This is a genomic window from Corynebacterium sp. HMSC074C11 (assembly GCF_001809455.1).
In the GTDB taxonomy this organism is placed as follows: domain Bacteria; phylum Actinomycetota; class Actinomycetes; order Mycobacteriales; family Mycobacteriaceae; genus Corynebacterium; species Corynebacterium amycolatum.
Genome location: NZ_KV797730.1, coordinates 189222 through 211668, shown reverse-complemented (window position 1 = coordinate 211668; position 22447 = coordinate 189222). Strand labels below are relative to the sequence as shown.

The 22447-nt window shown below is 59.0% G+C and carries 20 protein-coding genes; 11 read left to right on the top strand and 9 right to left on the bottom strand.

Features of this window, described 5'->3' with window-relative positions; all coding sequences use genetic code 11:
* Nucleotides 1-47 precede the first annotated feature (47 nt).
* Nucleotides 48-1061 (top strand): hypothetical protein, encoded by a 1014-nt coding sequence (locus tag HMPREF2614_RS06275; protein ID WP_070560553.1) that lies wholly within the window; start codon nucleotides 48-50, stop codon nucleotides 1059-1061.
* Between the two features lie 6 nt (nucleotides 1062-1067).
* Here HMPREF2614_RS06275 and HMPREF2614_RS06270 read toward each other — a convergent pair whose 3' ends face one another.
* From HMPREF2614_RS06270 to HMPREF2614_RS06250, 5 genes are all read right to left on the bottom strand, one after another.
* The gene (locus HMPREF2614_RS06270) at nucleotides 1068-1559 is read right to left on the bottom strand and encodes a glutathione peroxidase (RefSeq protein WP_049181154.1); all 492 of its coding nucleotides are present in this window, start codon (nucleotides 1557-1559) and stop codon (nucleotides 1068-1070) included.
* Between the two features lie 46 nt (nucleotides 1560-1605).
* Nucleotides 1606-2415 (bottom strand): polysaccharide deacetylase family protein, encoded by an 810-nt coding sequence (locus HMPREF2614_RS06265; RefSeq protein ID WP_222867384.1) that lies wholly within the window; start codon nucleotides 2413-2415, stop codon nucleotides 1606-1608.
* A gap of 92 nt (nucleotides 2416-2507) precedes the next feature.
* The gene (gene bluB, locus HMPREF2614_RS06260; RefSeq protein WP_070560551.1) at nucleotides 2508-3179 is read right to left on the bottom strand and encodes a 5,6-dimethylbenzimidazole synthase; all 672 of its coding nucleotides are present in this window, start codon (nucleotides 3177-3179) and stop codon (nucleotides 2508-2510) included.
* 4 nt (nucleotides 3180-3183) lie between these two features.
* Nucleotides 3184-5403, bottom strand: coding sequence for a S9 family peptidase (locus HMPREF2614_RS06255; protein ID WP_370547586.1), 2220 nt, complete (start codon nucleotides 5401-5403; stop codon nucleotides 3184-3186).
* A 5-nt stretch (nucleotides 5404-5408) separates the two neighbouring features.
* Nucleotides 5409-6302, bottom strand: a complete 894-nt coding sequence (locus HMPREF2614_RS06250) for a phosphoribosylaminoimidazolesuccinocarboxamide synthase (protein WP_070560550.1) — start codon at nucleotides 6300-6302, stop codon at nucleotides 5409-5411.
* Nucleotides 6303-6598: 296 nt separating this feature from the next.
* Here HMPREF2614_RS06250 and HMPREF2614_RS06245 point away from each other — a divergent pair, with 296 nt between their 5' ends.
* From HMPREF2614_RS06245 to HMPREF2614_RS06215, 7 genes are all read left to right on the top strand, one after another.
* Complete coding sequence (locus tag HMPREF2614_RS06245) at nucleotides 6599-7921, top strand: acetyl-CoA C-acetyltransferase (protein ID WP_038626498.1); 1323 nt, start codon at nucleotides 6599-6601, stop codon at nucleotides 7919-7921.
* A gap of 47 nt (nucleotides 7922-7968) precedes the next feature.
* A complete protein-coding gene (locus tag HMPREF2614_RS06240) occupies nucleotides 7969-9327 on the top strand; it encodes a 3-oxoacyl-ACP reductase (protein ID WP_070560547.1) in 1359 nt (452 codons plus the stop codon).
* A 53-nt stretch (nucleotides 9328-9380) separates the two neighbouring features.
* The gene (locus tag HMPREF2614_RS06235; protein WP_038626508.1) at nucleotides 9381-10343 is read left to right on the top strand and encodes a MaoC/PaaZ C-terminal domain-containing protein; all 963 of its coding nucleotides are present in this window, start codon (nucleotides 9381-9383) and stop codon (nucleotides 10341-10343) included.
* 355 nt (nucleotides 10344-10698) lie between these two features.
* Nucleotides 10699-11163, top strand: a complete 465-nt coding sequence (nrdI, locus tag HMPREF2614_RS06230; protein ID WP_080971522.1) for a class Ib ribonucleoside-diphosphate reductase assembly flavoprotein NrdI — start codon at nucleotides 10699-10701, stop codon at nucleotides 11161-11163.
* Nucleotides 11160-12164: a class 1b ribonucleoside-diphosphate reductase subunit beta gene (gene nrdF / locus HMPREF2614_RS06225; RefSeq protein ID WP_080971523.1), complete on the top strand. Its 1005-nt coding sequence runs from the start codon at nucleotides 11160-11162 to the stop codon at nucleotides 12162-12164. Before nrdI ends, nrdF begins: the two co-directional genes overlap by 4 nt.
* A 42-nt stretch (nucleotides 12165-12206) precedes the next feature.
* The gene (locus HMPREF2614_RS06220) at nucleotides 12207-12782 is read left to right on the top strand and encodes an NADPH-dependent FMN reductase (protein ID WP_016421405.1); all 576 of its coding nucleotides are present in this window, start codon (nucleotides 12207-12209) and stop codon (nucleotides 12780-12782) included.
* 120 nt (nucleotides 12783-12902) lie between these two features.
* Nucleotides 12903-13598, top strand: a complete 696-nt coding sequence (locus HMPREF2614_RS06215) for a VOC family protein (RefSeq protein WP_038626511.1) — start codon at nucleotides 12903-12905, stop codon at nucleotides 13596-13598.
* Nucleotides 13599-13600: 2 nt separating this feature from the next.
* Here the strand turns inward: HMPREF2614_RS06215 and HMPREF2614_RS06210 are convergent, their stop codons facing one another.
* The 4 genes from HMPREF2614_RS06210 to HMPREF2614_RS06195 form a co-directional block, all read right to left on the bottom strand.
* Nucleotides 13601-15580, bottom strand: a complete 1980-nt coding sequence (locus HMPREF2614_RS06210) for a vWA domain-containing protein (RefSeq protein WP_070560545.1) — start codon at nucleotides 15578-15580, stop codon at nucleotides 13601-13603.
* A gap of 463 nt (nucleotides 15581-16043) precedes the next feature.
* Complete coding sequence (locus HMPREF2614_RS06205; protein ID WP_070560543.1) at nucleotides 16044-16973, bottom strand: alpha/beta hydrolase; 930 nt, start codon at nucleotides 16971-16973, stop codon at nucleotides 16044-16046.
* 190 nt (nucleotides 16974-17163) lie between these two features.
* Nucleotides 17164-18594, bottom strand: a complete 1431-nt coding sequence (purB, locus tag HMPREF2614_RS06200; RefSeq protein WP_070560541.1) for an adenylosuccinate lyase — start codon at nucleotides 18592-18594, stop codon at nucleotides 17164-17166.
* Between the two features lie 34 nt (nucleotides 18595-18628).
* A complete protein-coding gene (locus HMPREF2614_RS06195) occupies nucleotides 18629-19078 on the bottom strand; it encodes a MarR family winged helix-turn-helix transcriptional regulator (protein ID WP_070560576.1) in 450 nt (149 codons plus the stop codon).
* A 259-nt stretch (nucleotides 19079-19337) separates the two neighbouring features.
* Here HMPREF2614_RS06195 and HMPREF2614_RS06190 point away from each other — a divergent pair, with 259 nt between their 5' ends.
* The 3 genes from HMPREF2614_RS06190 (at nucleotide 19338) to HMPREF2614_RS06180 (ending at nucleotide 22445) form a co-directional block, all read left to right on the top strand.
* A complete protein-coding gene (locus tag HMPREF2614_RS06190) occupies nucleotides 19338-20624 on the top strand; it encodes an MFS transporter (RefSeq protein WP_070560539.1) in 1287 nt (428 codons plus the stop codon).
* A 135-nt stretch (nucleotides 20625-20759) separates the two neighbouring features.
* Entirely contained in the window at nucleotides 20760-21488 is a 729-nt protein-coding gene (locus HMPREF2614_RS06185; protein WP_070560537.1) for an amino acid ABC transporter ATP-binding protein, read from the top strand.
* 15 nt (nucleotides 21489-21503) lie between these two features.
* The gene (locus tag HMPREF2614_RS06180; RefSeq protein ID WP_070560535.1) at nucleotides 21504-22445 is read left to right on the top strand and encodes a glutamate ABC transporter substrate-binding protein; all 942 of its coding nucleotides are present in this window, start codon (nucleotides 21504-21506) and stop codon (nucleotides 22443-22445) included.
* Nucleotides 22446-22447: the final 2 nt, after the last annotated feature.

Here is a 22447-nt window from a genome sequence, read left to right as displayed (position 1 = left end):
GCACTCGCCAAGGACGACCGCAGTGCCGCCTACTATCCTGGGAAGATATGACCACCGATTCACCCGCGCCTGTGCCCGCACAGCAGCCTCACGCACCACGGTCTGAGTCTTCCTCACCATCGCTTGACGACGGCCAGGAGAACGCATCCTCACCGAGCATGCTGCAACGTGTTCGCGCCGCTATCCCGCCTGTGTCCATCCTGGTACTGACGGCGGTATTCCTCTTCGCCGGGTGGTTCACGCTCTTCGGTCCTATCAATGTTCTGGCTTGGCGTGGTGGCACGTTCCCCCGCACCGAGGCAGACCGCCCCTACTATCAGCAGGCTCTGAAGGATGTTGCGCGCTATCAGTACGAGGAGCAGCCCTCCCCTGAGGTTTACTTCGGCCTGGCGTGTGGCGCTACTGATGCCGACATCCGCAGCGTTATCCCCAAGGTCGGCGAGCACCCGAATTCAGACGCAGACCCAACCGCTGATGAAGATGCCGTCACCGCCGCTGCTGCTACCAGGCCGGGTTCTGCACCTGCGGCTACGAACCAGACATCGAAGCTGAATCCAAACCTTGACGCATTCGGAGACACGGTCGACTGCTCCGGTTCCTGGACTGCGCCATTCTTGTCATTCCTACTCGCATCCGCGGGTGTTCCGGTCTTTGATACGCCCGAGAATTCGGCTGCCAATAGTGCCACCGACAACAACAGCACAGAGCAGTACAACACTGCGCAGAACAGAACAGCGCAGAACAGCACTGCCACAACCGAGAACCCATGGCTGGTTGCGGATGTCGAACAGCTCATGGATGCCTACAAGGCACATGATGCTTTCGTCACCGACAAGGACTTCTCTCCTCAGGTGGGTGACATCATTTTCTACCGCTACCCCGCAGGCCTTGGGGTGCACGCCAACATGGTTGTCGCGGTTCAGGGTGACTGGGTCACCATCGGTGGCGATGAGCTTGGCAAGGTCGGTCTAGCTAGCATGACCTTGCGGAACCGAGGTGGCATCGTGGGCTACGGCACCACGGGCTACTTCGAGCAAGCACCGCTGGACGCCAGCAAATAGCCAAGTTTAAATAGGCAAGTTTTCCTCGATGAGGTCGCGCAGAGCGTCGTCGTCAGGTGAGACCTTGGAGCGGAAACGGCCGATGACCTCCCCCTCGGGCGAGATAACAAACTTTTCGAAGTTCCACTTCACGTCCCCAGCCTCGCCGTCGGCGTCCGGGGTTTCCTTCAGCAGCTTGTAGAGTGGGTGAGCGCTGTCGCCGTTGACCTCCGTCTTTTGGAAGAGCGGGAAGGTAACGCTGAATTCGCGCTGGCAGAACTGCTTGATTTCCTCGGCACTGCCGGGCTCTTGCCCGCCGAACTGGTTGCAGGGGAAGCCGAGGACGAAGAAGCCTCGGGGTGCGAGTTCGTCGAAAAGTCCTTGCAGATCGTCGTACTGATCCGTGAAACCGCACTCCGAGGCGGTGTTGACGATAAGCAGAACGTGGCCTGCCCAGTCGTTCATCGTTGCTTCGTTGCCGTCGATAGTGGTCACTGGGATGTCGAAGAGATTGCTCATAAACCCCACACTAGGGCAGTCCCACGATAGCCGTCAGAGGTGACGACTAGCCGACCTGCTCCATGCCTTCAAAGAACTCGCGGCCCAGCGGCACCGAAGAGTGGTTGACCGGCTGCGCACCCCCATCGACCGCCTGGTCAATGATGCCGACAACATCCTGGCGCAGCTTGTGCTCCCGCAGTTTCGAAGCGTTAACGGAGATACGCACCGCGCGGCCCTTCTCCAGCGAGCGCTGCACTGAGGAGCGCACCGCGCGGCGCCACCAACCGGCGCCGCCGAAGCCCTCGCCGATAGCCAGCACGCGAGTTGGATCAACAGCACCAGTGATCAGGTCGCGGACCCCATTTCGGTCCGCTGCAACACGGAAGCCCAGCTCCGGCAACACATTCATGGTCTCTGGCGACATGGTCCACTTCGGCGGTGCAAAGACATCCGTCTCAAAACCCATCGCACGCATCTGGCGCGTTGCGGCAATCAGGCGCAAGCGCGCTTCATGTTCGCTCAACGACGCAAATTCCGCGCCTCGGCCTCGAACCGACTGATCGAACCCCGCGAGAACAATCTCGATGCCGTCATCGCTACGACGGCGGAGCCAATCCAGCACCGCCGGAGCTTCCCGCAACGACCAGTTCTTACCCGCATGCGGCGCTACCAGCAGAGACGGCGTAATACCGCGCTGTTCCATCGCTGCCACGAAACGAGCGACATCGAGCAATGTGCCATCGCGCAAACCCGACACCGACACCAAAAGCGGCGAACCGACCACACCACCGTCAATAGTTACGAGCTCTTTGCCCGCTGGACGAACGACCTGGTCTGTCGTCCGAATCTGTTCTTGCACCCCGCTGCCTGCCATGGATTCAACAAAAACAGGCGTATGTAAATTTTTGGTAACGGAGAGGACAAAGCTTGGAGAATACTCAGAGGCCTTTCAAGTAAGAGTTCAGATTATCCCCAGTGCACAACCTCATCGAGCGCCAAACCCTTGCGCCAACCAAACTTCTCCAAGTCACGCTCCGCGGCCAGGTGCGTTACCGGACCAATGCACAGCCAGGCCACCGGCCGCACGGGCGCCTCGACACCGACAAAGTTGGCCAGGAAATCCTCATGGTAGAAACTGACCCAACCGACGCCGAGCCCCTCTGCCGTAGCAGCCAGCCACAGATTCTGAATAGCCAGCGCGACTGACATTAACCCGGTGTCATCGACGGTGTCGCGGCCGAGAATGTTCTTGCCGCCACGGGTCGGGTCATAAGTGACGACGATGCCCGTTCCCGAGTCCACAATTCCTTCAATCTGAATCGGATTGAAAGTCTCGCGCCGCTCGCCTTCGAGTTTGGCTGCGAATTCAGCGCGGCGTCCGGCTACATGGTCGGCAAACTGCTGCAGGCGAGCCGAATCCTGAATGATGTGAAAGCCCCATGGTTGGGACAGCCCCACCGAAGGAGCGGCGTGAGCGGCCGCCAACACGCGCATCAATCGCTCCCTGTCCAACTTTTCTCCGGCGAATTCGCGGCGGACATCCCGCCGCCGAAAAAGCGTGTGGTAGACGGCCAACTGATCGTCGGAAAGCGAATCGGTGTCAAAACCCTGCGCGGACAGCAGCGTGCGCATATCCATGCCGTTACTCCACCGCACCAGCAGTGTGGACAATCCAGGCATACTCGAAGGCAGTCTGATGCCAGCGTTCGTAACGGCCAGAAACACCACCGTGACCAGCGGACATCTCGGTCTTGAGCAGGAACTGGCCCGGCTCGCCGCCGACAACTTCGCGCAGCTTGGCGATCCACTTTGCCGGCTCCACGTAGAGCACGCGAGTGTCGTTCAAACTAGTAGTCGCGAGAATCTTCGGGTACTTCACATCGGCCGAGATGTTCTCGTACGGCGCGTAGGAGGCCATGTAGTCGTAGACCTCCGGGTCGTGGTACGGATCGCCCCACTCATCCCACTCCACCACGGTCAGCGGCAGCTCTGGCATCAGCATGGACGTCAGGCAGTCGACAAACGGGACCACGGCCTGAATGCCCGCGAACCTATCGCCAGCAATGTTTGCGACCACACCCATCAGCATGCCGCCCGCTGAACCGCCGAGCGCTACCAACTGCTGGCGCGTGGTCCAACCAGAATCCAGCAGGTAGTCAGCGACGGCGACGAAGTCAGTGAATGTGTTCTTCTTCGTGGTTGCGCGACCGTTCTCCCACCAGCCACGACCCATCTCGCCGCCACCGCGGACGTGTGCAATGACAAAGATCATCCCACGATCCAGCAGCGACAGCCGGGCGATGGAAAAGCCCGGATCCATCGAGGATTCGTAGGAACCGTAGCCGTAGAGCAGCGTCGGATTCGGCGCATCCAAATCCAAATCCGCGCGGTAAATAATCGACACCGGAATCTGGGCACCATCGCTTGCACTCACCCATTCACGCTTGGCGACGTAATCACCGCGATTAAACTCCCCGCGAATCTTCTGCTCCTTGAGCAGCACCCGCTTGCCCGAGGCAATATCAATCTGCCAGAGCTGCGACGGCGTGGTGAAGGAGCCGTAGGCGTAGCGCAACACCGGGGTGTCCCATTCAGCGTTGCCGGTAGTGCCTGCGGAGTAGAGCTCTTCGTCGAATTCGAGCTCGACGAAGTTCACAGCGGACGCTGGCACTGGGTCGGCAGCATCGCCCGTCTCAGCGGAGCCAGCACCATCCTCGTCCTGCGCCAATACCGCCAGCGCCACACGACCAATACCGCCGCGACGGTACCCAAACGCGATGTGCCCAGCGAAGCAGTCAACGCCCTCAACACGGACGTCATCGCGGTGAGCAACCAGCTCAGTGAGATCCGAAATACTGTCGAAAGACCCCACCGGCACCATGGCCAGTGCGAAGTTCGAGCCAGTTATATTGTGTGTAATCAGCCACATATCCTGGCCGCTAATGACGGCGTGATCGATGTCGTATTCAACACCGGACTCGCGCGGGCGCACGCAGGTGAACTCACTGGTCGGGTCACTGGCGTCCAGGTACCAGACCTCAGAGGTAATCTTCGAGGAGCTCTCAATAATCAGGTACTTTTCGCTGCGTACCGTACCGACTCCGACCCAGTAGGCCTCATCGGGCTCATGGAAGACACAGACGTCGTCCTCGGTAGAGGTGCCTACGCGGTGACGCCACACGGAATCCGGCCGCCAGGCTTCGTCGACCTTCTGATAGAAGATCCATTCCGAGCCAACCCAGGTAGCACCTGCGGCGATGCCCGCAATTTCGTCGTCAAGCAGTTCGCCCGTGCGCAAATCCTTTACGCGCAGCGTGTAGCGCTCGTCGCCTGTGACGTCGGTGGAGTAGGCCAGCAGATTGCCGTCCGCGGAGACGCTCGCTGCGCCGAGGGCGAAGAAGTCGTGGCCTTCGGCCAGCTCGTTGGCATCCAGGATGACCTGTTCTCCTGGTGCCGGAGAGTCGTCCGCAATGGTCGGCGGAGTCCACGCGGCAAGACCGTCACCGGCCTCCGCACGCACGCGACAGCTCATCCCGTAAGACTTGCCCTCCTGCGTGCGTGAGTAGTACCACCAGCCATTAAGGCGAGTTGGGACCGACATGTCGGTCTCCTGCACGCGTGACTTGATTTCCTTAAAAATCGCGTCCGCGGTGCCATCAAGATCGGAGGTAAAAGCCTCCGTATAGGCATTTTCAGCCTCTAGGTATTCGATAACCTCGGGGTTTTCCTTATCGCGGAGCCACTCGAAGCTATCGGTGAAGTCCCTTCCGTGGAAGGACCGAGTCACCGGCTTCCGTTGTGCACGGGGTGCGGGCAAATCCTTTTTTGCAGGCCTGCCGACGGATGCCGAGTCCAAGGTCACTTCGCTCACGCAGGTTCTCCAATCCAGTCCGAGAAGCGGCGGCCTGACAGTCGTTCGTAGGCCTCAACGTACCGCTCGCGAGTTGCTTCCACAACACTACCTGGCAGCGCCGGCGGCGGAGTGCCCTCGTCCTTCTTCCAGCCGGACTTGGAGCAGGTCAGCCAGTTTCGGACGTACTGCTTGTCGAAGCTCGGGTTAACCGAACCCTCCTGGTAGGAGTCGGCTGGCCAGTAGCGGGAGGAGTCCGGGGTGAGAACCTCGTCGGCCAGCACCAGGTTGCCGTCGGAGTCGAAACCGAACTCGAACTTGGTGTCGGCCAGGATGATGCCGCGCTTAGCAGCCAGCTCAGCAGCCTGGGTGTAGATACGCAGGGTGGCATCGCGCAGTTCTTCGGCACGCTTCTGCCCCAGGGACTCCACAACGGCGTCGAAGGAGACATTCTCGTCGTGCTCGCCCAGTTCGGCCTTGGTGGCCGGGGTGAAAATCGGTTCTGGCAGCTTGGAGCCCTCGACGAGGCCCTCTGGCAGCTCAATGCCACAGACAGTGCCGTTTTCCTTGTACTCGACGAGACCCGAGCCGGTCAGGTAGCCACGTGCGACACACTCGAATGGCAGCATGTCCAGCTTCTTGCACACCAGCGCACGGCCGAGGCACTCTTCCGGAATGCGCTCATCGTCAGCCGGGCCAGCCATATGGTTCGGAAAGTCGATCTCGTCGAAGAAGAACACGCTCATCGCGGTGAGCACTCGACCCTTGTCAGGAATCGGGGTCTCCAGAATGTGGTCGAAGGCAGAAATACGGTCACTGACCACAAGCAGCAGAGTCTCAGGGTCAATCTCGTAGATTTCCCGGACCTTGCCCGCGGAAAGATGGTTATACGAGGAAAGTTCAGGTCGCATGGCGATAAAGTCTAAACCCCTATACGCCTTTGCACTCTATTGATACCTCCGGCCGCCACCCCAACTAGTGGGGATTGACGCAATTACCGTCGTCAAGCGGGAAAAATTTTGAGATTCCGGACTGCTGCCCATCGAATTTTTCACAGGTGGACGACGGTGTTTACCCCTCACCTCCCCCGCTCGGTAGATGACCGGGCAAAAATATTTCTAAAAACGTGACAGAAAACACCGATACCAGTATTGTCTAAATTTAGTAATTCACGTCACACTTCAAGGATTTTGAAGGGAACAATCACATGGCAGCTCAGGCCAACAATAACTCTCTGCGCCGCGCGGTCGTCGTCGGCGGTAACCGCATTCCGTTCGCTCGTTCTAATAAGGAATACGCTAACGAGTCGAACCAGGACATGCTGACCGCTGCAATCGACGGTCTCGTCGCCCGCTTCGGTATCGGCGGCGAACGCCTCGGTGCAGTCTCCGCCGGCGCTGTGCTGAAGCACTCCCGTGACTTTAACCTCACCCGTGAGTGTGTCCTCGGCTCCGCACTGGCGCCGGACACCCCGGCTTTCGACATTCAGATGGCATGTGCCACCGGCATGGAGGCCCTCAACTCTGTCTCCAACATGATTAAGCTGGGCCAGATTGACTCCGCTATCGCCGGCGGTGTGGACACCACCTCCGACGCTCCGATTGCTGTCAACGACCGTCTGCGCAAGATCCTGCTGGAGGCCAGCCGCCAGAAGTCCACTCTGGACATGGCAAAGGTCTTCCTGAAGACCCGTCCGTCCGACCTGGCTCCGGACACTCCGTCGACCGGCGAGCCCCGCACTGGCCTGTCCATGGGTGAACACCAGGCCATCACCACCGCCAAGTGGGGCGTTACCCGAGCTGAGCAGGATGAGCTCGCCGCCGCTTCCCACCAAAACATGGCAAACGCTTACGACGAGGGCTTCTTCACTGACCTCGTCACCCCGTACAAGGGCGTTTCCCGTGACACCAACATGCGCCCGGACTCCACCCCGGAGAAGCTGGCCAAGCTCAAGCCAGTCTTCGGCCGCGGCCTGGAAGCAGAGCCGACCATGACCGCCGGTAACTCCACTCCGCTTACCGACGGCGCCTCTGCCGTCCTCGTCTCCACCCCGGAGTGGGCCGCTGAGCGCGGTCTGCCGGTGCTTGCCGACGTCGTCGATTCCGAGGCAGCCGCAGTTGACTTTGTCCACGGCGACGAGGGTCTGCTGATGGCTCCGGCTTACGCCACCCCGCGCCTGCTGGCCCGCAACGGCTGGACCTTCGACGACTTCGACTTCTTCGAGATCCACGAGGCTTTCGCCGGCACCGTCCTGTCCACCATGAAGGCATGGGAGGACGAGGAGTTCTGCCGTACCAAGCTCGGACTGGAAGGCCCGCTGGGCTCCATTCCGCGCGAGAAGCTCAACGTCAAGGGCTCTTCCCTGGCAGCCGGCCACCCATTCGCCGCTACCGGCGGCCGCATTGTGGCAGCCCTCGCCAAGATGCTGCGCCAGAAGGCAGACGAGACCGGCAAGACCACTCGCGGCCTGATCTCCGTCTGTGCCGCAGGCGGCCAGGGTGTTGTCGCAGTTCTCGAGGCTCGCGTCTAAAAGCGCACCACCGATAAAGACACTTTTACTTTCAAGGAGAATTTTCCATGACCGATAAGTACCAGGAACTCGTCAACGGTGGTCCGCTCACTGGACTGGCTAAGGCCGCTGGCCTGCCACAGCCACCGTTCCTGCGCCGCTACAAGCCGGGCGGTCCGCTGCTGAACAACGACAAGGTGCTCGTCACCGGCGAGGGTGCAGATGCAGACGCAGTTGCAGCTCAGCTGACAGAGTGGGGCCTGCAAGTTCGTCGTGGCAACGCCGCTGACGACAAGATTGGTGCCATTGTCCTCGTCGCCACCGAGGCTAAGCGCCCGGCAGAGCTGCAGGGCCCGGTGCTCGCTGCTGCAAAGCACATGCGCAAGCTGGACAAGGGTGGCCGCATCGTCACCGTCTCCCGCGCCAAGGATGCTCACCACAACGCAACTCCGGCCGAGATTGCTGAGAACGCTGTCGCCGGTGGTATCGAGGGCCTGATCCGCTCCCTCGGCCACGAGGTTCGTGGCGGCTCCACCGCTAACGGCATCCTCGTTGCTCCGGGTGTCTCGGTCACCGCACCGTCCGTGATTTCCTCCCTGCACTTCTTCCTCTCCGGCCGCTCGGCCTTCATCGATGGCCAGTTCCTCCGCGTCTCCTCCGACGCTGGTGAGATCCCAGCTGACTGGGATAAGCCGCTGGCTGGCAAGGTTGCCGCTGTCACCGGTTCCGCCCGTGGTATCGGCGCCGCTATCGCTCGTCAGCTCAAGGCTGACGGCGCAGACGTCATCGTCATCGACGTTCCGCAGGCTGGCGAGGCGCTGTCCAAGGTTGCCAACGAGCTCGGTGGCCTGGCTCTGCAGCAGGACATCACTGCCGACGACGCCGGCAACGCCATTGCCGATGCTGCTGTGGCCCGCTACGGCCGCCTGGACATCGTCATCCACAACGCAGGTATCACCCGCGACAAGATGTTCGCCAACATGGACGACGCCAAGTGGGGCTCGGTCATCGCCGTCAATATCGAGTCTCAGTTGAAGATGAACGAACAGCTGCTGAATCACAAGGCCTTCGAGAAGGCTCCGCGTATTGCCACCATGGCTTCCACCTCCGGTATCGCAGGTAACCGCGGTCAGACCAACTACGCCACCTCCAAGGCCGGTGTTATCGCAATGGTCGAGGCTTACGCTGAGGAGTTCGCTAAGCGCGGCGGCAACATCAACGCTGTTGCTCCGGGCTTCATCGAGACCGACATGACCGCTGCTATTCCGTTCGTCAACCGCCAGGTTGCTCGACGCGTGAACTCGCTGCAGCAGGGCGGCCAGCCGGGCGATGTCGCCCAGGCAATCGCCTTCTTGGTCTCCGACCGCGCTCTCGGCGTCAATGGCCACGTCCTGCGCGTCTGTGGTCAGAACATCGTCGGTGCCTAAGCGAAGTCGTGACTTCCGCATAGGCTCCCGATAAGGAGGAAAGAGGAAAACTTATGGCTAAGACCCTGGACGCCATTCCCAATCTGGTTCCGCTCTACGCCAAGGCAGCTGCTGGTTCGGCAAAGAAGCGCCCGAACTCCACCGAAATCAAGGTCGATGAACTAGTGGTCAAGGGTGTCACTGTCGATGCCGACCGCGACCAGGACTTCCGCGACGTCGTTGGCGCCCCGAAGTCTGAGCAAGCGTTCTTCGGCCACATCCACGCCCTAATCATGCCCATTCAGATGGAGCTGATGGCTGGGGACGATTTCCCGCTGCCGATGATGGGCCTGGTCCACACCGAGAACACCTACCGCGAAATCTCGCCTGTCACACTCGGCGGCAAGGTTGATATCGCGGTGAAGGTTGCCGCATTCCGCGCTCACCGCTCGGGCACTGAGGTTGTTCTGGAGTCGACTGTTGCATCGTCCACATCCGGCGCCACCTTGGTCGAGGAGCAATCGGTGTACCTGGCCAAGGGCGTTCGCCTGAAGGACGCCGAGGGCTTCGAAGAGGTCCAGGCACAGCGTGAGGCCATCAAGTCCGGCGCCGAGACCATCAAGCGTGAGCAGTTTAAGGTCCCCTTCCCCACCGCTCAGTGGAAGCTGGCTGGCAACACCGGCCGCAAGTGGGCCAAGGTTTCCGGTGACTGGAACCCGATTCACATCACCTCTGTCTCCGCGAAGGCTCTGGGCATGCCAGCAGCGATTGCACACGGCATGTACACCGCCTCCCGCGCGCTGGCTGAGGCACAGGTTCTGCCGGGTCAGTCGTACGAGTTCCAGATTTCCTTCGGTGCGCCGGTCGTTCTGCCGACCACCATCAATGTCGCACTCACCCACACCGGTGACGGTGCAGGTGCTGCTCACAACCTGACTGAGGGCAGCTCCAACATCGGCCGTGCAGTCAACATTGTCGCGTGGGATCGCAAGAAGAAGCGTCCGCACTTCACCGGAAGTGTTCGTCCGCTGAAGTAGTTGATGCGAAAGCGCTGAAAAACCGCCGCGCTTTGGAAAACCAGTCTCCTCATCGACTGGGCCTTTCCAAAGCGCGGCGGTTTTGTTTCCCTGTTGTGCTTTTGCCCAGGGCACGACTGGAGCCCCCTCCGAGAGACACCGCCTCCTCCCTCTCTCCCCCCCCCGGCCGGCAACCCCGCCACTTTCCCGCCTTGAAGATCAGCTGCTGGGTTTTTCCGCCGTTAATGCAGAGTCGCGGCTTTACTTCGCAATTGCGTGACTAAGCACTTTTCAACCGCATGTAGGCAACGCCTTGTTGACACCCCATTCACTCCTCTATTTTATGTTCAATCCATTGAACATAGGAGGTAATCGAGTGTCTTCATCATCGAAGACGCCGCTGACTTTCACGGAACTCCCACCGGAGGAGTCACCCCGAATCGTGTACTTCTCCAGTGCTTCTGAAAACACTCACCGGTTCGTCCAAAAGCTGGCTCAACCAGCAGCACGCATCCCGTTACATCCGCGAAAAGACGGAATGATTCGCGTTTGCAGCCCATTTGTCCTGATCACACCGACTTATGGTGGCGGATGTCGGCGCCGCGCGGTACCTAAGCAAGTCATCGCTTTTCTCAACGACGAAACCAACAGGAGTTTCATCCGCGGTGTCATCACCTCGGGCAACACAAATTTCGGCACCGACTTTTGCATAGCCGGAGCCATCATTTCTGCAAAATGCCAGGTTCCGGAGCTATACCACTACGAGCTACTGGGGACAGACCACGATGTGGAAAACGTCAAAGAGGGCCTGGAAAAATTCTGGAGGAGCGCTACTTCTTGAACATCTACAGCTATTCAACTACGCCACCGTCTTTTCGAAAGGACCCAGCTGCCCGCCTTCGGCCGATCAACTGGAACCGAGTGCAAGATGACAAAGATCTCGAAGTGTGGAATCGCCTAACAGCAAATTTTTGGCTGCCCGAAAAAGTTCCGCTGTCCAATGACCTTGCAGACTGGCGACGTCTCACCGATCTAGAACGCGAGCTGACCATGAAGGTCTTCACCGGACTGACCATGCTCGACACAGTCCAGGCGTCTGTCGGGGAGATTTCCCAAATTCAAGATGCCCGCACCGAACATGAAGAGGCCGTCTACACGAATATCGCTTTCATGCAAGCAGTGCATGCAAAGTCTTATTCTTCAGTATTTTCTACGCTATCCAATACCCCTGACATCGACGCTGCCTACCAATGGGCAGTCGCCAATGACATCCTGCAGGCTCGGTCAAAAGCTGTGCTCAAACACTATTACGGCGACGTTCCACTCAAGCGAAAGGCGGCAGCAACGCTTCTTTCGTCCTTCTCGCTCTACGCCGGCTTCTACCTCCCGCTGCACTTCGCATCACGTGGCATCCTGACCAATACCGCCGACATGGTGCGCCTGATTCTGCGTGACAAAGCTGTTCACGGCTATTACTCCGGCTACAAATTCCAGCGAGGCGTAGAAACCTACGACACCGCCACGCAAACGCAGATGAAGGCTTTCGTCTTCGAACTTCTCGATGATCTATACCAGCTCGAACTGAGGTACTCCGAAGCCCTATACCAACCACTCGGGCTCTACGACGACGTTGCCAACTTCATTCGATACAACGCCAACAAAGCGCTCATGAACTTGGGATACCCGCAGCGGTTTAACCATGAAGAGACCGCCTTCAAGCCCGAAATTCTCGCCGCCCTCACCCCGGGGTCAGATGAAAACCACGACTTTTTCTCCGGTTCCGGCTCCGCATATGTCATCGGAAAAGCCGAAGACACCGCAGATGAAGACTGGGATTTCTAAATCCACGTCTTTCCCCATACATCCTAAGAAAGGAACATTCGCATGACTGCACAGATTTCTATCCTGGTAGGAAGCTTGCGTCGAGCCTCCTATGCACGAAAGATTGCACTCAAGGCAGCCACGTACTTCCCCGATGACTTCAAAGTCGACATCGTCGAGATTCGTGACCTCCCTCTCTACAACTTCGACTACGACGACCCCGCAGTGTCCGATATTGCGACTCCCGCGGAATACACCAGTTTCCGGGAAACCATTAAAGCCAGCGATGGCATCCTATTTGTCACCCCAGAAAACAACCGCACAATTCCTGCAGCTCTGAAGAATGCCGTTGACATCGGATCTAAGCCCAACGGTGATGTGGCATGGAAGAACCTGCCCGCGGGAATTATCAGCCACTCCGTCGGCCGTATGGGAGGTTATAGCTCTCAGAAGAACTTGCGACTCGCGCTGTCGTACTTCGACATGCCGATGCTCGGTCAGCCAGAGGTCTTCCTGGGACAATCGCCAACACTCATTGACGAACAAGGAGAATTCACGTCGTCAAGCACTGAGGACTTTGTTCGCGACTACATCAACAGATTTGCAGACCTAGTTCGAGAGCAGAGCCCACGCCACTAACTGAAATCCCCTAATCAGCGCAGCGTTACTGGGGATATCGCCGTATGAAGATTCTTCACTGACTAGGATCAAACGCTGCGTTCTCTGCACGGCTAAGCGCTCGTCGTTAGGCTCATTTTCATGACTGTTTCTATCTCGGCCGTGATCGCGCTTAACGACGACCCCCGCGCCGCTGCGCGGTTTTACGCCGAAGGTTTTCACTCCAACATCAAGCCCAACTCCACCACGCTCACCATCGGCGGGATGGACTTCGAACTCATTGAGAACGGGAACCGCCGATTAACCCCCGCTGTGTCTTTTATGGTGCGATTTGCCCCTGGTCAGGAAAACCAGCTACGCAGCCTGTGGGAGCATCTGATGGCGGGTGATGAAACCATCAGCGGTGGTGCTGCACTCATGCCCCTGACCAGCTACGATTTCTCGCCGCTCTTTGGCTGGTTGGTCGACGGCAATGGGGTCAACTGGCAACTGATGATTAATTCCTTAACCAGCGGGGCTGCAAGCACGGACTCTGCCGCAAAGACAGCGAATCCCGCCGTTATTCCCTACTTCATGTGGACAGGCGACGAACCACAGGCTGCCGCCGCCACCGAGGTATACAACCAACTTTTCGGGTCAGAGAATTTCATGACGCTCGACTCGCCGGGCATGCACAATTTCACCTTCGGCGACGGTGTGGCGATGCGTCTCTCCAGCGATTCTGCCGAAGAGGTCGAAAGCGCCTGCCAAGCGCTTGGCCTTACAGGCGCTGAGGTTGCCGAGGGCACGGAAGCCGTCGTCAAGCCTGACCGATTCGGCGTGTACTGGACGCTCTAGCGTTACTTACGGGTCAACGCGATTGTCGCGCCGATGACCAAGACTAGAAGCACTGTCCCCATAGAGAACCACATCATCTTCGAGGAGCCGTCATCCTCGTTTTCTTCGGTGGTCTTCGGATTCTGCTGGCTACTAGTCGGGGTTTCGCTACTTGGCGACTTGTGCGCGACCTGTTCAAAAGCTGGGCCCGGGATCTTCTCGCCGACCAACTCCGTGGTCAGCTGGTAAGTCACCGGGACGTTTTGAACATCCGCGACATCGTGGGATTTACCGGCGCCCCAACTGTTGTTGAAGAAGACAACGATGTACTGGTCACCATCCAGCCACGCTCTTTCAGCCTCGTAATCGCCCGACTTTTCGCCATCTTCGCCGATCCGATTGCGGTAGTTAATCCGGGCCGAGTTACCAAATGTTGTCTCTTCGCCAATCTGGTGTTCATTTACCGGACGGTTTTCCTCGCTACCGGCGAGCTGGCGTGCCGAATTCAGCGTCTTGATATCCAGGCCGGAGATTTGTGCAAGCTTGTCCGCTTCTGGGGCGTCAATGAGTTTGACGGCGCCGCGGAGCTGCTGCCCATACTCGGACTTGATCTTGTACACGTGCGTCTCACCAGGAACAATGTCGGCCGTGACGCTGCTGATGTTGTCGGCAGTAAGTTCCGTGGCGTCATCGAACCACGAACCTGGGGTGACCTTCTTAGCCTGATCTGCTTCCGGCGTCGCGGGCGGAGGGTTCAAGCTCTCCTTGTCGGACGGGAACGCCTCCGGCACATCAGTCAGGTTTTCGTTGGCGAAACGCTTGATGATCACTTCTGCAGGAATGTCCTGACCTTCGAAGGGGCCTCCTTTTCGGGCCACGGAGAACACCATATTGCCCGACTTACAGTCCCCCTCCGCTCCTCCGGGCTGCTTGGTTGTTATCGATGCGAAAAAGGGGCCATTGGAGTCGATGATGCCATTGCCGAAATCATTGGCAAGGAAGCAACTGCTGTCGTCCAAATGCATAGTGAGCGCGAAGTTGCGGATATCTAGGTCCATCAAAGTCGCGCCTGACGACGCTCCCGGCACCGTGGCCGCACTAATTGCAAGCCGCTCTCCCTCAGCGACCGGGACGGAGAAGTACTCAGCACCGTCGCCTTCCTGATTACTGATGCTGCGCTCGGACTCAGGAGTCTTTTCCCGCAGCTTGGTCGAGAACGTTTCCACGTCGGCAGGCACCTGGGTAGCGCTCGTAGGAGCGTCGCCGCCCTGTATCTCTTGCGCGCTGGACTGCGCGGTGCGTGCGGTGCGGGTCGCCAGCGTCTTCATGGACTCAGCCAGCGAATCAGAGTCCTGGGCGTCTAGGTACTCGCCGCCTGTGGCCTCAGCAATGCACTCCAGTTCAGCACGTGCGCCCGCATCAACGAGGAAACCGACTGTGTTGATGACCAGATCAATGCCCTGCTGCTTGAGTTCTTTGGCTACCTCGCACACCGGTGGCGGAGCACAGGTGTCCTCACCATCGGAGACCAACACAATCGAACGTTGCCCTTCTTTCGGCAACTCATCGGCAGCCTGACGCAGCGCAGGCCCCATCGGGGTGTGGCCGGAGGCTTGGATCTTTCCTACTTCAGCAGGAATCTTCGCCGAGTTGCCAGCCTGCACGGGCAGCAGCGTGGTGATGTCCTGACAGCCAGCTTCCCGCTCCTCCGGCGAATTGCCGACTTCCGTGCCGTAGACCATGAACCCAATTTCGGAGTCCTCTGACACAGATCCCGCGAACTTACTCGTCGCGTCCTTCGCTGCCTCCATTCGGGTTTGGCCACCCGCATCGTCGGCAAGCATTGACCCTGAAGCATCCAGGATCACCATGGTTGGCGAGATAGTACTCGCAGCCTCTTGCGCCTGTGCACGCCCTGCTGTGATTCCCGCAAAAGAGCCTACGAGCACCAGCAACATGGAAATGGTGAGCACGACCGCCGAGAGTTGTCTTGTTCTGATCATGTGGTCGATTCCTTTTCTTCCAGCGTAAAAAGAACGTTACCCGACAAAAGCATCCGTGCAATGGAAACTTATTAGAAGTACGGTGGCTTTCTAGGTCTCACACAGGCAGCGCCACTAGTGGCGCGAGCCCCGAGCTAGCGCACACGTTCTTCCAGCACCTCTGGGTTAATAGACAAAAGGTGTGTCTGATTCTCAAGATAATGACTGGGCAGACACCAAAAATTACGGACTCCACACGTGAATACGGGCTGCAAATGTAAAACTGTGCGAGTTTATGACACTTTCAGACCATTTTTCGGGCCATTTCTGACATAAACGCAGTCAGTAACTCAGATCCCCCGCCGTCGCTGACATAAACGCAGTCAGTAACTCGCATTGAGGTAAGTATCGAAGGCCCCCCACCCGCCGACGCGCCGGTCGACACGCCGAGCGGGCACACTTTTCGCCTATTAACCAGCTCCCCTTAGCGGGACTTCAACCACGCCAAAATGTCGGCGTAGACCTCTTCCTTATTCAACTCGTTGAGAATCTCATGGCGACCATCCGGGTAGACCTTAAAGCGCACGTCCTTCTTCCCCGCGTTCAGGTATTTGCCCACGACCTCAGTCACACAGGCAGCGCCACCCGCCGGATCAACGGCACCGGAAACCACGAAAAGTGGCAGATCATCAGGCGCTTTCTCATAGGCTTCAGACGAATTCGCGTAGTGCGTGCCGACGAGAAGGTCACGGAAAAAGGCATTGGTGGGAACGAAACCACACTTGTCGTCCGCAATATAAGCATCGACAATCTTGTGGTCGCGGGTTAGCCAATCAAACTTAGTGCGGCGCTCAAAGCCCTTGTTGTAATCAGCAAAGGTGAGGGTGTTGAGCAGCTTGCCCGGCGCGGTAGGACGAATCTTAGCCAGCAGGTTTGCAACCTTCATTCCCGTATCTCCCTTAGCTCCTGGCCACGACACGGTGCCCATGATAATGACGCCGGTAAGCCCCTCGCCGTACTTGGCGATGTAGTTACGAGTCAGAAGCGACCCCATAGAGTGGCCGAGAATATAGTGCTTGCTGCCTGGGAATTCTGCATCAACGTACTGGCGCACTGCGTGGAGGTCTTCGAGAATTAGATTCCAGCCACCGTAGTCAGCGAAGTAGCCCGGGATGCCAGCATCCGTCTTGGTCATACCGTGGCCGCGATGGTCGTGCGCGACGACGGCATAGCCTTGGGATACGAGGTACTCGGCGAATTTAGCGTAGCGGTTGGCGTACTCGACCATGCCGTGGACAATCTGCACCACTCCCTTAGGAGTAATGGGCGCGCCCTTGTCATTTTCTGGGACCCAGCGCAGCACATTCAATGTGGCACCTGGGCGAGAAAGCGAAGTCCTAACAGCCGATGTCACGTCGGGCACCTTTCGCGTAGAGGTTTCGATACTTATCGCTCATCGTACCGAGGAACTTGGCTGCTGACTGGTGGTGTCGCCAACAAACGAAGAAAAACTCTGCCACCAACGTGACAGAGTTTTTCAAAGGTACTTACGTTTGCGCGTTTCGCGTTTCACGTTTCGCGATTCGCGCGTGACGCACGTGAAGCTACAGAATCTCGCCCGGCTTGTAGGCCGCGGCCTCTGGGTACTTATCCACGACGGTCTGCACACGCGCAACTACGCGGTCAACCTGAGATTCTGCGGCACCGATGAAAGCGTGGCGGTCTGCCAGAGCGTCGGCAAGCCCTGCGGCATCCAGCGGGAAGCGCTCATCTGCAGCGAGACGTTCGGTGAGGTTCTGCTCGGCGCCCTTTTCGCGCATATCCAATGCGGTGGCGACGGCGTGCTCCTTGATAATCTCGTGGGCTTCCTCGCGGCCCATACCAGCGCGGACGGCTGCCATGAGGATCTTGGTAGATGCCAGGAACGGCAGGTAGCGCTCCAGCTCGCGGTCAATCATGGCTGGGAATGCGCCGAACTCAGACAGGACGGTGAGGAAGGTTTCGAACATGCCGTCCATAGCGAAGAAGGCATCCGGCAGCGCGACGCGGCGGACGACGGAGCAGGAGACGTCGCCTTCGTTCCACTGAGTGCCGGCGTACTCGGAGAGCATGGTCATGTAACCGCGCAGGATGACCTGGAAACCGTGGACGCGCTCGCAGGAGCGGGCGTTCATCTTATGCGGCATGGCGGAAGAGCCGACCTGGCCTTCCTTGAAGCCCTCAGTGACGGTCTCGTTGCCGGCCATCAGGCGGATGGTGGTGGCCAGCGATGCCGGCCCTGCACCGAGCTCAACCAGCGCAGACAGTGCGTCGAAGTCGAGGGTGCGCGGGTAGACCTGACCAACCGAGTCAAAGACGCGGTCGAAGCCGAGGCCTTCAGCGATTTCGTTTTCCAGGGAGGCCAGCGCGGCCTCATCGCCGTCGAGCAGATCCAGCATGTCCTGGGCGGTGCCCATCGGCCCCTTGATGCCGCGCAGTGGGTAGCGGGCAATCAGGTCCTCTACGCGCTCGATACCCAGCAGCATCTCGTCCGCAGCGGAGGCGAAGCGCTTGCCCAGAGTCGTTGCCTGCGCGGCGACGTTGTGGGAACGACCTGCCATGACCAGCGACTGGTACTCGGAGGCTTTCTCGGCAGTGCGGGCGGCAACGGCAACGGCCTTGTCACGCACGACCTTCAGCGACTGCAGAACCTGCAGCTGCTCGACGTTTTCGGTCAGGTCACGCGAAGTCATTCCCTTGTGAATGTGCTCGGTGCCAGCCAGTTCACAGAACTCTTCAATGCGGGCCTTCACATCGTGGCGAGTAATACGCTCGCGGGCGGCAATGGAGTCGAGGTCAACCTGGTCGATGACCTTCTCATACGCCTCGATAGTGCCCTCCGGAACCTCAATTCCGCGGGCGACCTGAGCCTTCAGAACTGCGATCCAGAGCTTGCGCTCGAGAATGATCTTGTACTCAGGGCTCCACAACTCCGCCAGGGTCGCAGAGGCGTATCGGTTAGCAAGGACGTTTGCAATCTTCTTTTTCTCAGCCACGCCCTCAAGTATTCCATGACCACGGCATCCGCGGTTATCTAGGCCATGGATGACCACGCATTTCTTCCACGCCTTCGTTGAATTTGCGCATCAATCGCACGAACTCCACGAGCTCCGAGTCCTCCCAGTCATGCGTAATGTCATCGACGGTTTTCTTACGCGCCTCAATTTCCCGGTGCAGCAGCTCTAGCCCCTTGTCGGTCGCGCTATGCACCTTCGCGCTTGACGACGGCGCGGGCCTCTTCGCGATATACCCCTGCCGCATGGCGGCGGCCAGCTGGCGGTGCACCGTAGAAATGTCCAGCCCCAGCGCATCGGAAAGCTCGGCGACTGTCATATCCGGCTGCGCTTCCAGTCGTGCCAGTAGTGCTGCGGCGGAGCGATCCAACAGGATGCCCTTGCGATGTGGTCGGTAGCCACTGGAGCTCACCCGAGATAGCAGCATGTTCTCGTAAACGAGCGCGGCTAGGTCGTCGTTTCGCACGATGGCAGTCAATCCTCTTGTCGCCTATTTGTCGGCCCTTTAATGAGCCTGTGAGATGTATCTGTTTGCTGAACAGCTCCTATTCTAGCGCGCCGCGGATGGGGTTAAGGCCGAAAAAGTGCGTTTGCATCATACAAACCAATTGTTATAATTCGACCCCTAACTGCATTTTTGCACGATACAAATGCCGGGAAGCAGTTTTGCCACAGCACTAATTCCACGATCGTTTTCAAACGGGAAAAGAGACCGTATTTTCAGCATGACAACGCATACGACCACGCAGAACAGGCGCAGACAGAACGAGCAGGACGAGCAGCACGGGCAAGACAAGCTCTTCTCCCCCGCGTTCATCATCAGCTGGCTGATTAACTTCAGCATGTACCTGGTGTTCTACCTTTCAATCACAGTCATGGCGCTCTACGCCGTCCAGCGCTTCTCCGCCTCAGATGCCGCCGGTGGCTTCGCTGCCAGTTCTTTCGTGGTCGGCGCCACCATCGCGCGTCTCTTTTCCGGCTACTTGGTGGACACCTTCGGTGGTCGCAGAATCATGCTTGGCTCGCTCGCTGTCATCGTGGCAGCCTGTGCCGCCTACATTTGGGCCGCATCCCTGCCGGTCCTGATTGCAATCCGCATCATCCACGGCCTGACCTACGCATTAGCTTCCACCGCCGTGATGGCCGCCGCCCAGACCGCTATTCCGGCTTCGCGCCGCGCAGAGGGAACTGGCTACATCTCGCTCGGCACCACCCTGGCCACCGCGATTGGCCCAGCTCTCGGCCTAGCCCTTATTGGCTCGGTCGGCTACAGCGTCCTCTTTGCCACAGCCCTCGGCCTGTCCATTGTCGGACTGGTGCTGGCACTCGTTCTGCCACAACACAACGGGCCCGCCACTGCGGAAACCAAGGCCGAGGCCACCGAGGATTCGTCGGCAAGCGAGACGAAGCGCACATTTTCCTTCGATGACATCATGACGCCGAGAGTGGTGCCAATTGGCCTGTTCATGCTGCTCATCGGCCTGGCGTATGCGGGCGTGATTACGTTTTTGAACCGATACTCGCAGCTGGGCGGCCTGACTAGGGGCGCCAGCTTCTTCTTCATCGCCTATGCGGTGGCGATGATGGCAGCACGCTTCTCGCTGGGACGCCTACAGGATCGCCGCGGCGACAACCCGGTAATTGCCATCGGCCTGGTGTGCTTCACCATCTCACTGCTTGTTCTGGCTTTCGCAACCACTGACTGGCACGTCATCGCCGCTGGCGCGCTCTGCGGCCTGGGCTACGGCACGCTGATGCCGGCGTGCCAGACCATCTCCGTGCACCTGGCGCCGGCGCACAAGTTGGGCACGGGTATCTCGACGCTGCTCTTACTTGTCGACGCAGGCATCGGCCTCGGCCCAATCGTGTTGGGCTCGGTAGCTGCCACGATTGGCTTCGACAAGATGTACGCAGGCCTGGCGGCTGTGGTGGTTCTCGCGGCCGTTTTCTACTGGTTCGTACATGGCCGCAAGCCTGTTGCGCAGCGCCATCACGTAAATATTCAGAACTAACTGGTGTGCAGTCACTATTAATTGGCGTGCAGTCACTTTTCACAGGTGAATATCGGACAAGGAACACCGGTAACTGTTATGTGTGGTGCATCACCTATACTTTCCCCCATGACTGAATCATCCACACCACAGAGCATGATTTCGATTGCCGGGGTGAACAAGTACTACGGCGACTACCACGCTTTGCGTGATATCAACCTGGAAATCCCAGCTGGTCAGGTCGTAGTCATCCTCGGCCCCTCCGGCTCCGGTAAGTCCACACTGTGTCGAACCATCAACCGCCTGGAAACCATCGACAGTGGCGAAATTCGCATCAACGGCAAGCTTCTTCCCGAAGAGGGCAAGGAACTCACCCGCCTGCGCGCTGAGGTTGGCATGGTCTTCCAGCAGTTCAACCTCTTCAGCCACATGACCATTCGGGACAACGTCACGCTGGCCCCGCTGAAGGTCCGCAAGATCTCCAAAGCCGAGGCCCGCGAGCGTGCGGACAAGCTGCTCGCCCGTGTCGGCATTGCGGAACAGTCCGACAAGTACCCGGCACAGCTCTCCGGCGGTCAGCAGCAGCGCGTCGCCATCGCACGCGCCCTGGCTATGGACCCGAAGGTCATGCTTTTCGACGAGCCCACCTCGGCACTCGACCCGGAAATGATTAACGAGGTCCTCGATGTCATGACCGACCTGGCCAAGGGCGGCATGACCATGGTCTGCGTCACCCACGAGATGAGCTTCGCCCGCCGCGTGGCCGACCGCATCCTGTTCATGGCCGACGGTGCGATTGTCGAAGACACCGACCCGGAGACCTTCTTCACCAACCCGCAGAGCGATCGCGCCAAGGATTTCTTGGCCAAAATCGTCGGACATTAGGCAGGGCTGGTCACTATGAAGTTTTCACTCTTACGAGGAGGCCGGGGGCGCAGTCGCAACCAGAGCCGCCGAGGCGTCGTCGGCAAGCGAGTTGCAGCGGCTGTCGTAGCTGTTGCCACGACAATGAGCCTCGCGGCTTGCGGTAGCGGCGGGCCCCGAAACCTGCTGGCCGATATCGAGGCCGGGCACGTGACGTTGGGCACGAAGTTTGACCAGCCGGGTCTCGGTGAGCGCACCCCGGATCGCGATTTCGCGGGCGTCGACACAGATGTCTCCCGCTACGTCATCGAGTACATCGCCAACAAGAACGGTTGGAATGTGCCCGAGATGGAGTGGCGCGAGACCCCGTCCGCTCAGCGCGAGACGCTAATTAACAACGGCGAGGTCAACATGATTGCCGCCACCTACTCCATCAACGCTGGCCGCCTGGCTGCCGTCGACTTCGCCGGCCCGTACCTGGTCACGCACCAGGCACTGTTGGTGCGCGGTTCCGAGGGCATCCAGGGGCTTGACGACGTCGCCCCGGGCACTCGCCTGTGTTCTGTTTCCGGTTCCACCCCAGCACAGAAGGTCAAGGACGCTCTGCCGGAGGTGCAGCTGCAGGAGTTCGATACCTACGCCGCATGCGCCGAAGGTGTGAAGCAGGGAGTCGTCGATGCCCTGACCACCGATGCGACCATTCTCGCGGGCTTCGCCCAGCGCTACAAGAAACGCTTCGGCGATGACTTCCGTGTGGTTGAGCTGCGTAACCCCGATGGCTCCTACTGGACCAACGAGTACTACGGCATCGGCCTACCCAAGGGCGATGATGCCAGCCGTGAGGCCATCAACGAGGCGCTGGAGTCGCTGTACGACACCGGTGAACTTCAGAAGATTGTCAAGAAGCACTTGGGCGACAAGTTCGAGCTCGACGAAAAGCCAGCAATCGGCGATTTGTCGTTCGTAGAGAAGAAGTAGGA

Coding starts and splice junctions, on each gene's coding strand:
- bluB (WP_070560551.1), bottom strand. CDS start 3,179: ATGGATATGCGCACGCTGCTGTCCGCGCAGGGTTTTGACACCGATTCG.
- HMPREF2614_RS06190 (WP_070560539.1), top strand. CDS start 19,338: ATGACAACGCATACGACCACGCAGAACAGGCGCAGACAGAACGAGCAG.
- HMPREF2614_RS06215 (WP_038626511.1), top strand. CDS start 12,903: ATGACTGTTTCTATCTCGGCCGTGATCGCGCTTAACGACGACCCCCGC.
- HMPREF2614_RS06185 (WP_070560537.1), top strand. CDS start 20,760: ATGATTTCGATTGCCGGGGTGAACAAGTACTACGGCGACTACCACGCT.
- HMPREF2614_RS06220 (WP_016421405.1), top strand. CDS start 12,207: ATGACTGCACAGATTTCTATCCTGGTAGGAAGCTTGCGTCGAGCCTCC.
- HMPREF2614_RS06240 (WP_070560547.1), top strand. CDS start 7,969: ATGACCGATAAGTACCAGGAACTCGTCAACGGTGGTCCGCTCACTGGA.
- HMPREF2614_RS06265 (WP_222867384.1), bottom strand. CDS start 2,415: ATGGCAGGCAGCGGGGTGCAAGAACAGATTCGGACGACAGACCAGGTC.
- HMPREF2614_RS06210 (WP_070560545.1), bottom strand. CDS start 15,580: ATGATCAGAACAAGACAACTCTCGGCGGTCGTGCTCACCATTTCCATG.
- HMPREF2614_RS06275 (WP_070560553.1), top strand. CDS start 48: ATGACCACCGATTCACCCGCGCCTGTGCCCGCACAGCAGCCTCACGCA.
- HMPREF2614_RS06245 (WP_038626498.1), top strand. CDS start 6,599: ATGGCAGCTCAGGCCAACAATAACTCTCTGCGCCGCGCGGTCGTCGTC.
- HMPREF2614_RS06235 (WP_038626508.1), top strand. CDS start 9,381: ATGGCTAAGACCCTGGACGCCATTCCCAATCTGGTTCCGCTCTACGCC.
- HMPREF2614_RS06250 (WP_070560550.1), bottom strand. CDS start 6,302: ATGCGACCTGAACTTTCCTCGTATAACCATCTTTCCGCGGGCAAGGTC.
- HMPREF2614_RS06180 (WP_070560535.1), top strand. CDS start 21,504: ATGAAGTTTTCACTCTTACGAGGAGGCCGGGGGCGCAGTCGCAACCAG.
- HMPREF2614_RS06270 (WP_049181154.1), bottom strand. CDS start 1,559: ATGAGCAATCTCTTCGACATCCCAGTGACCACTATCGACGGCAACGAA.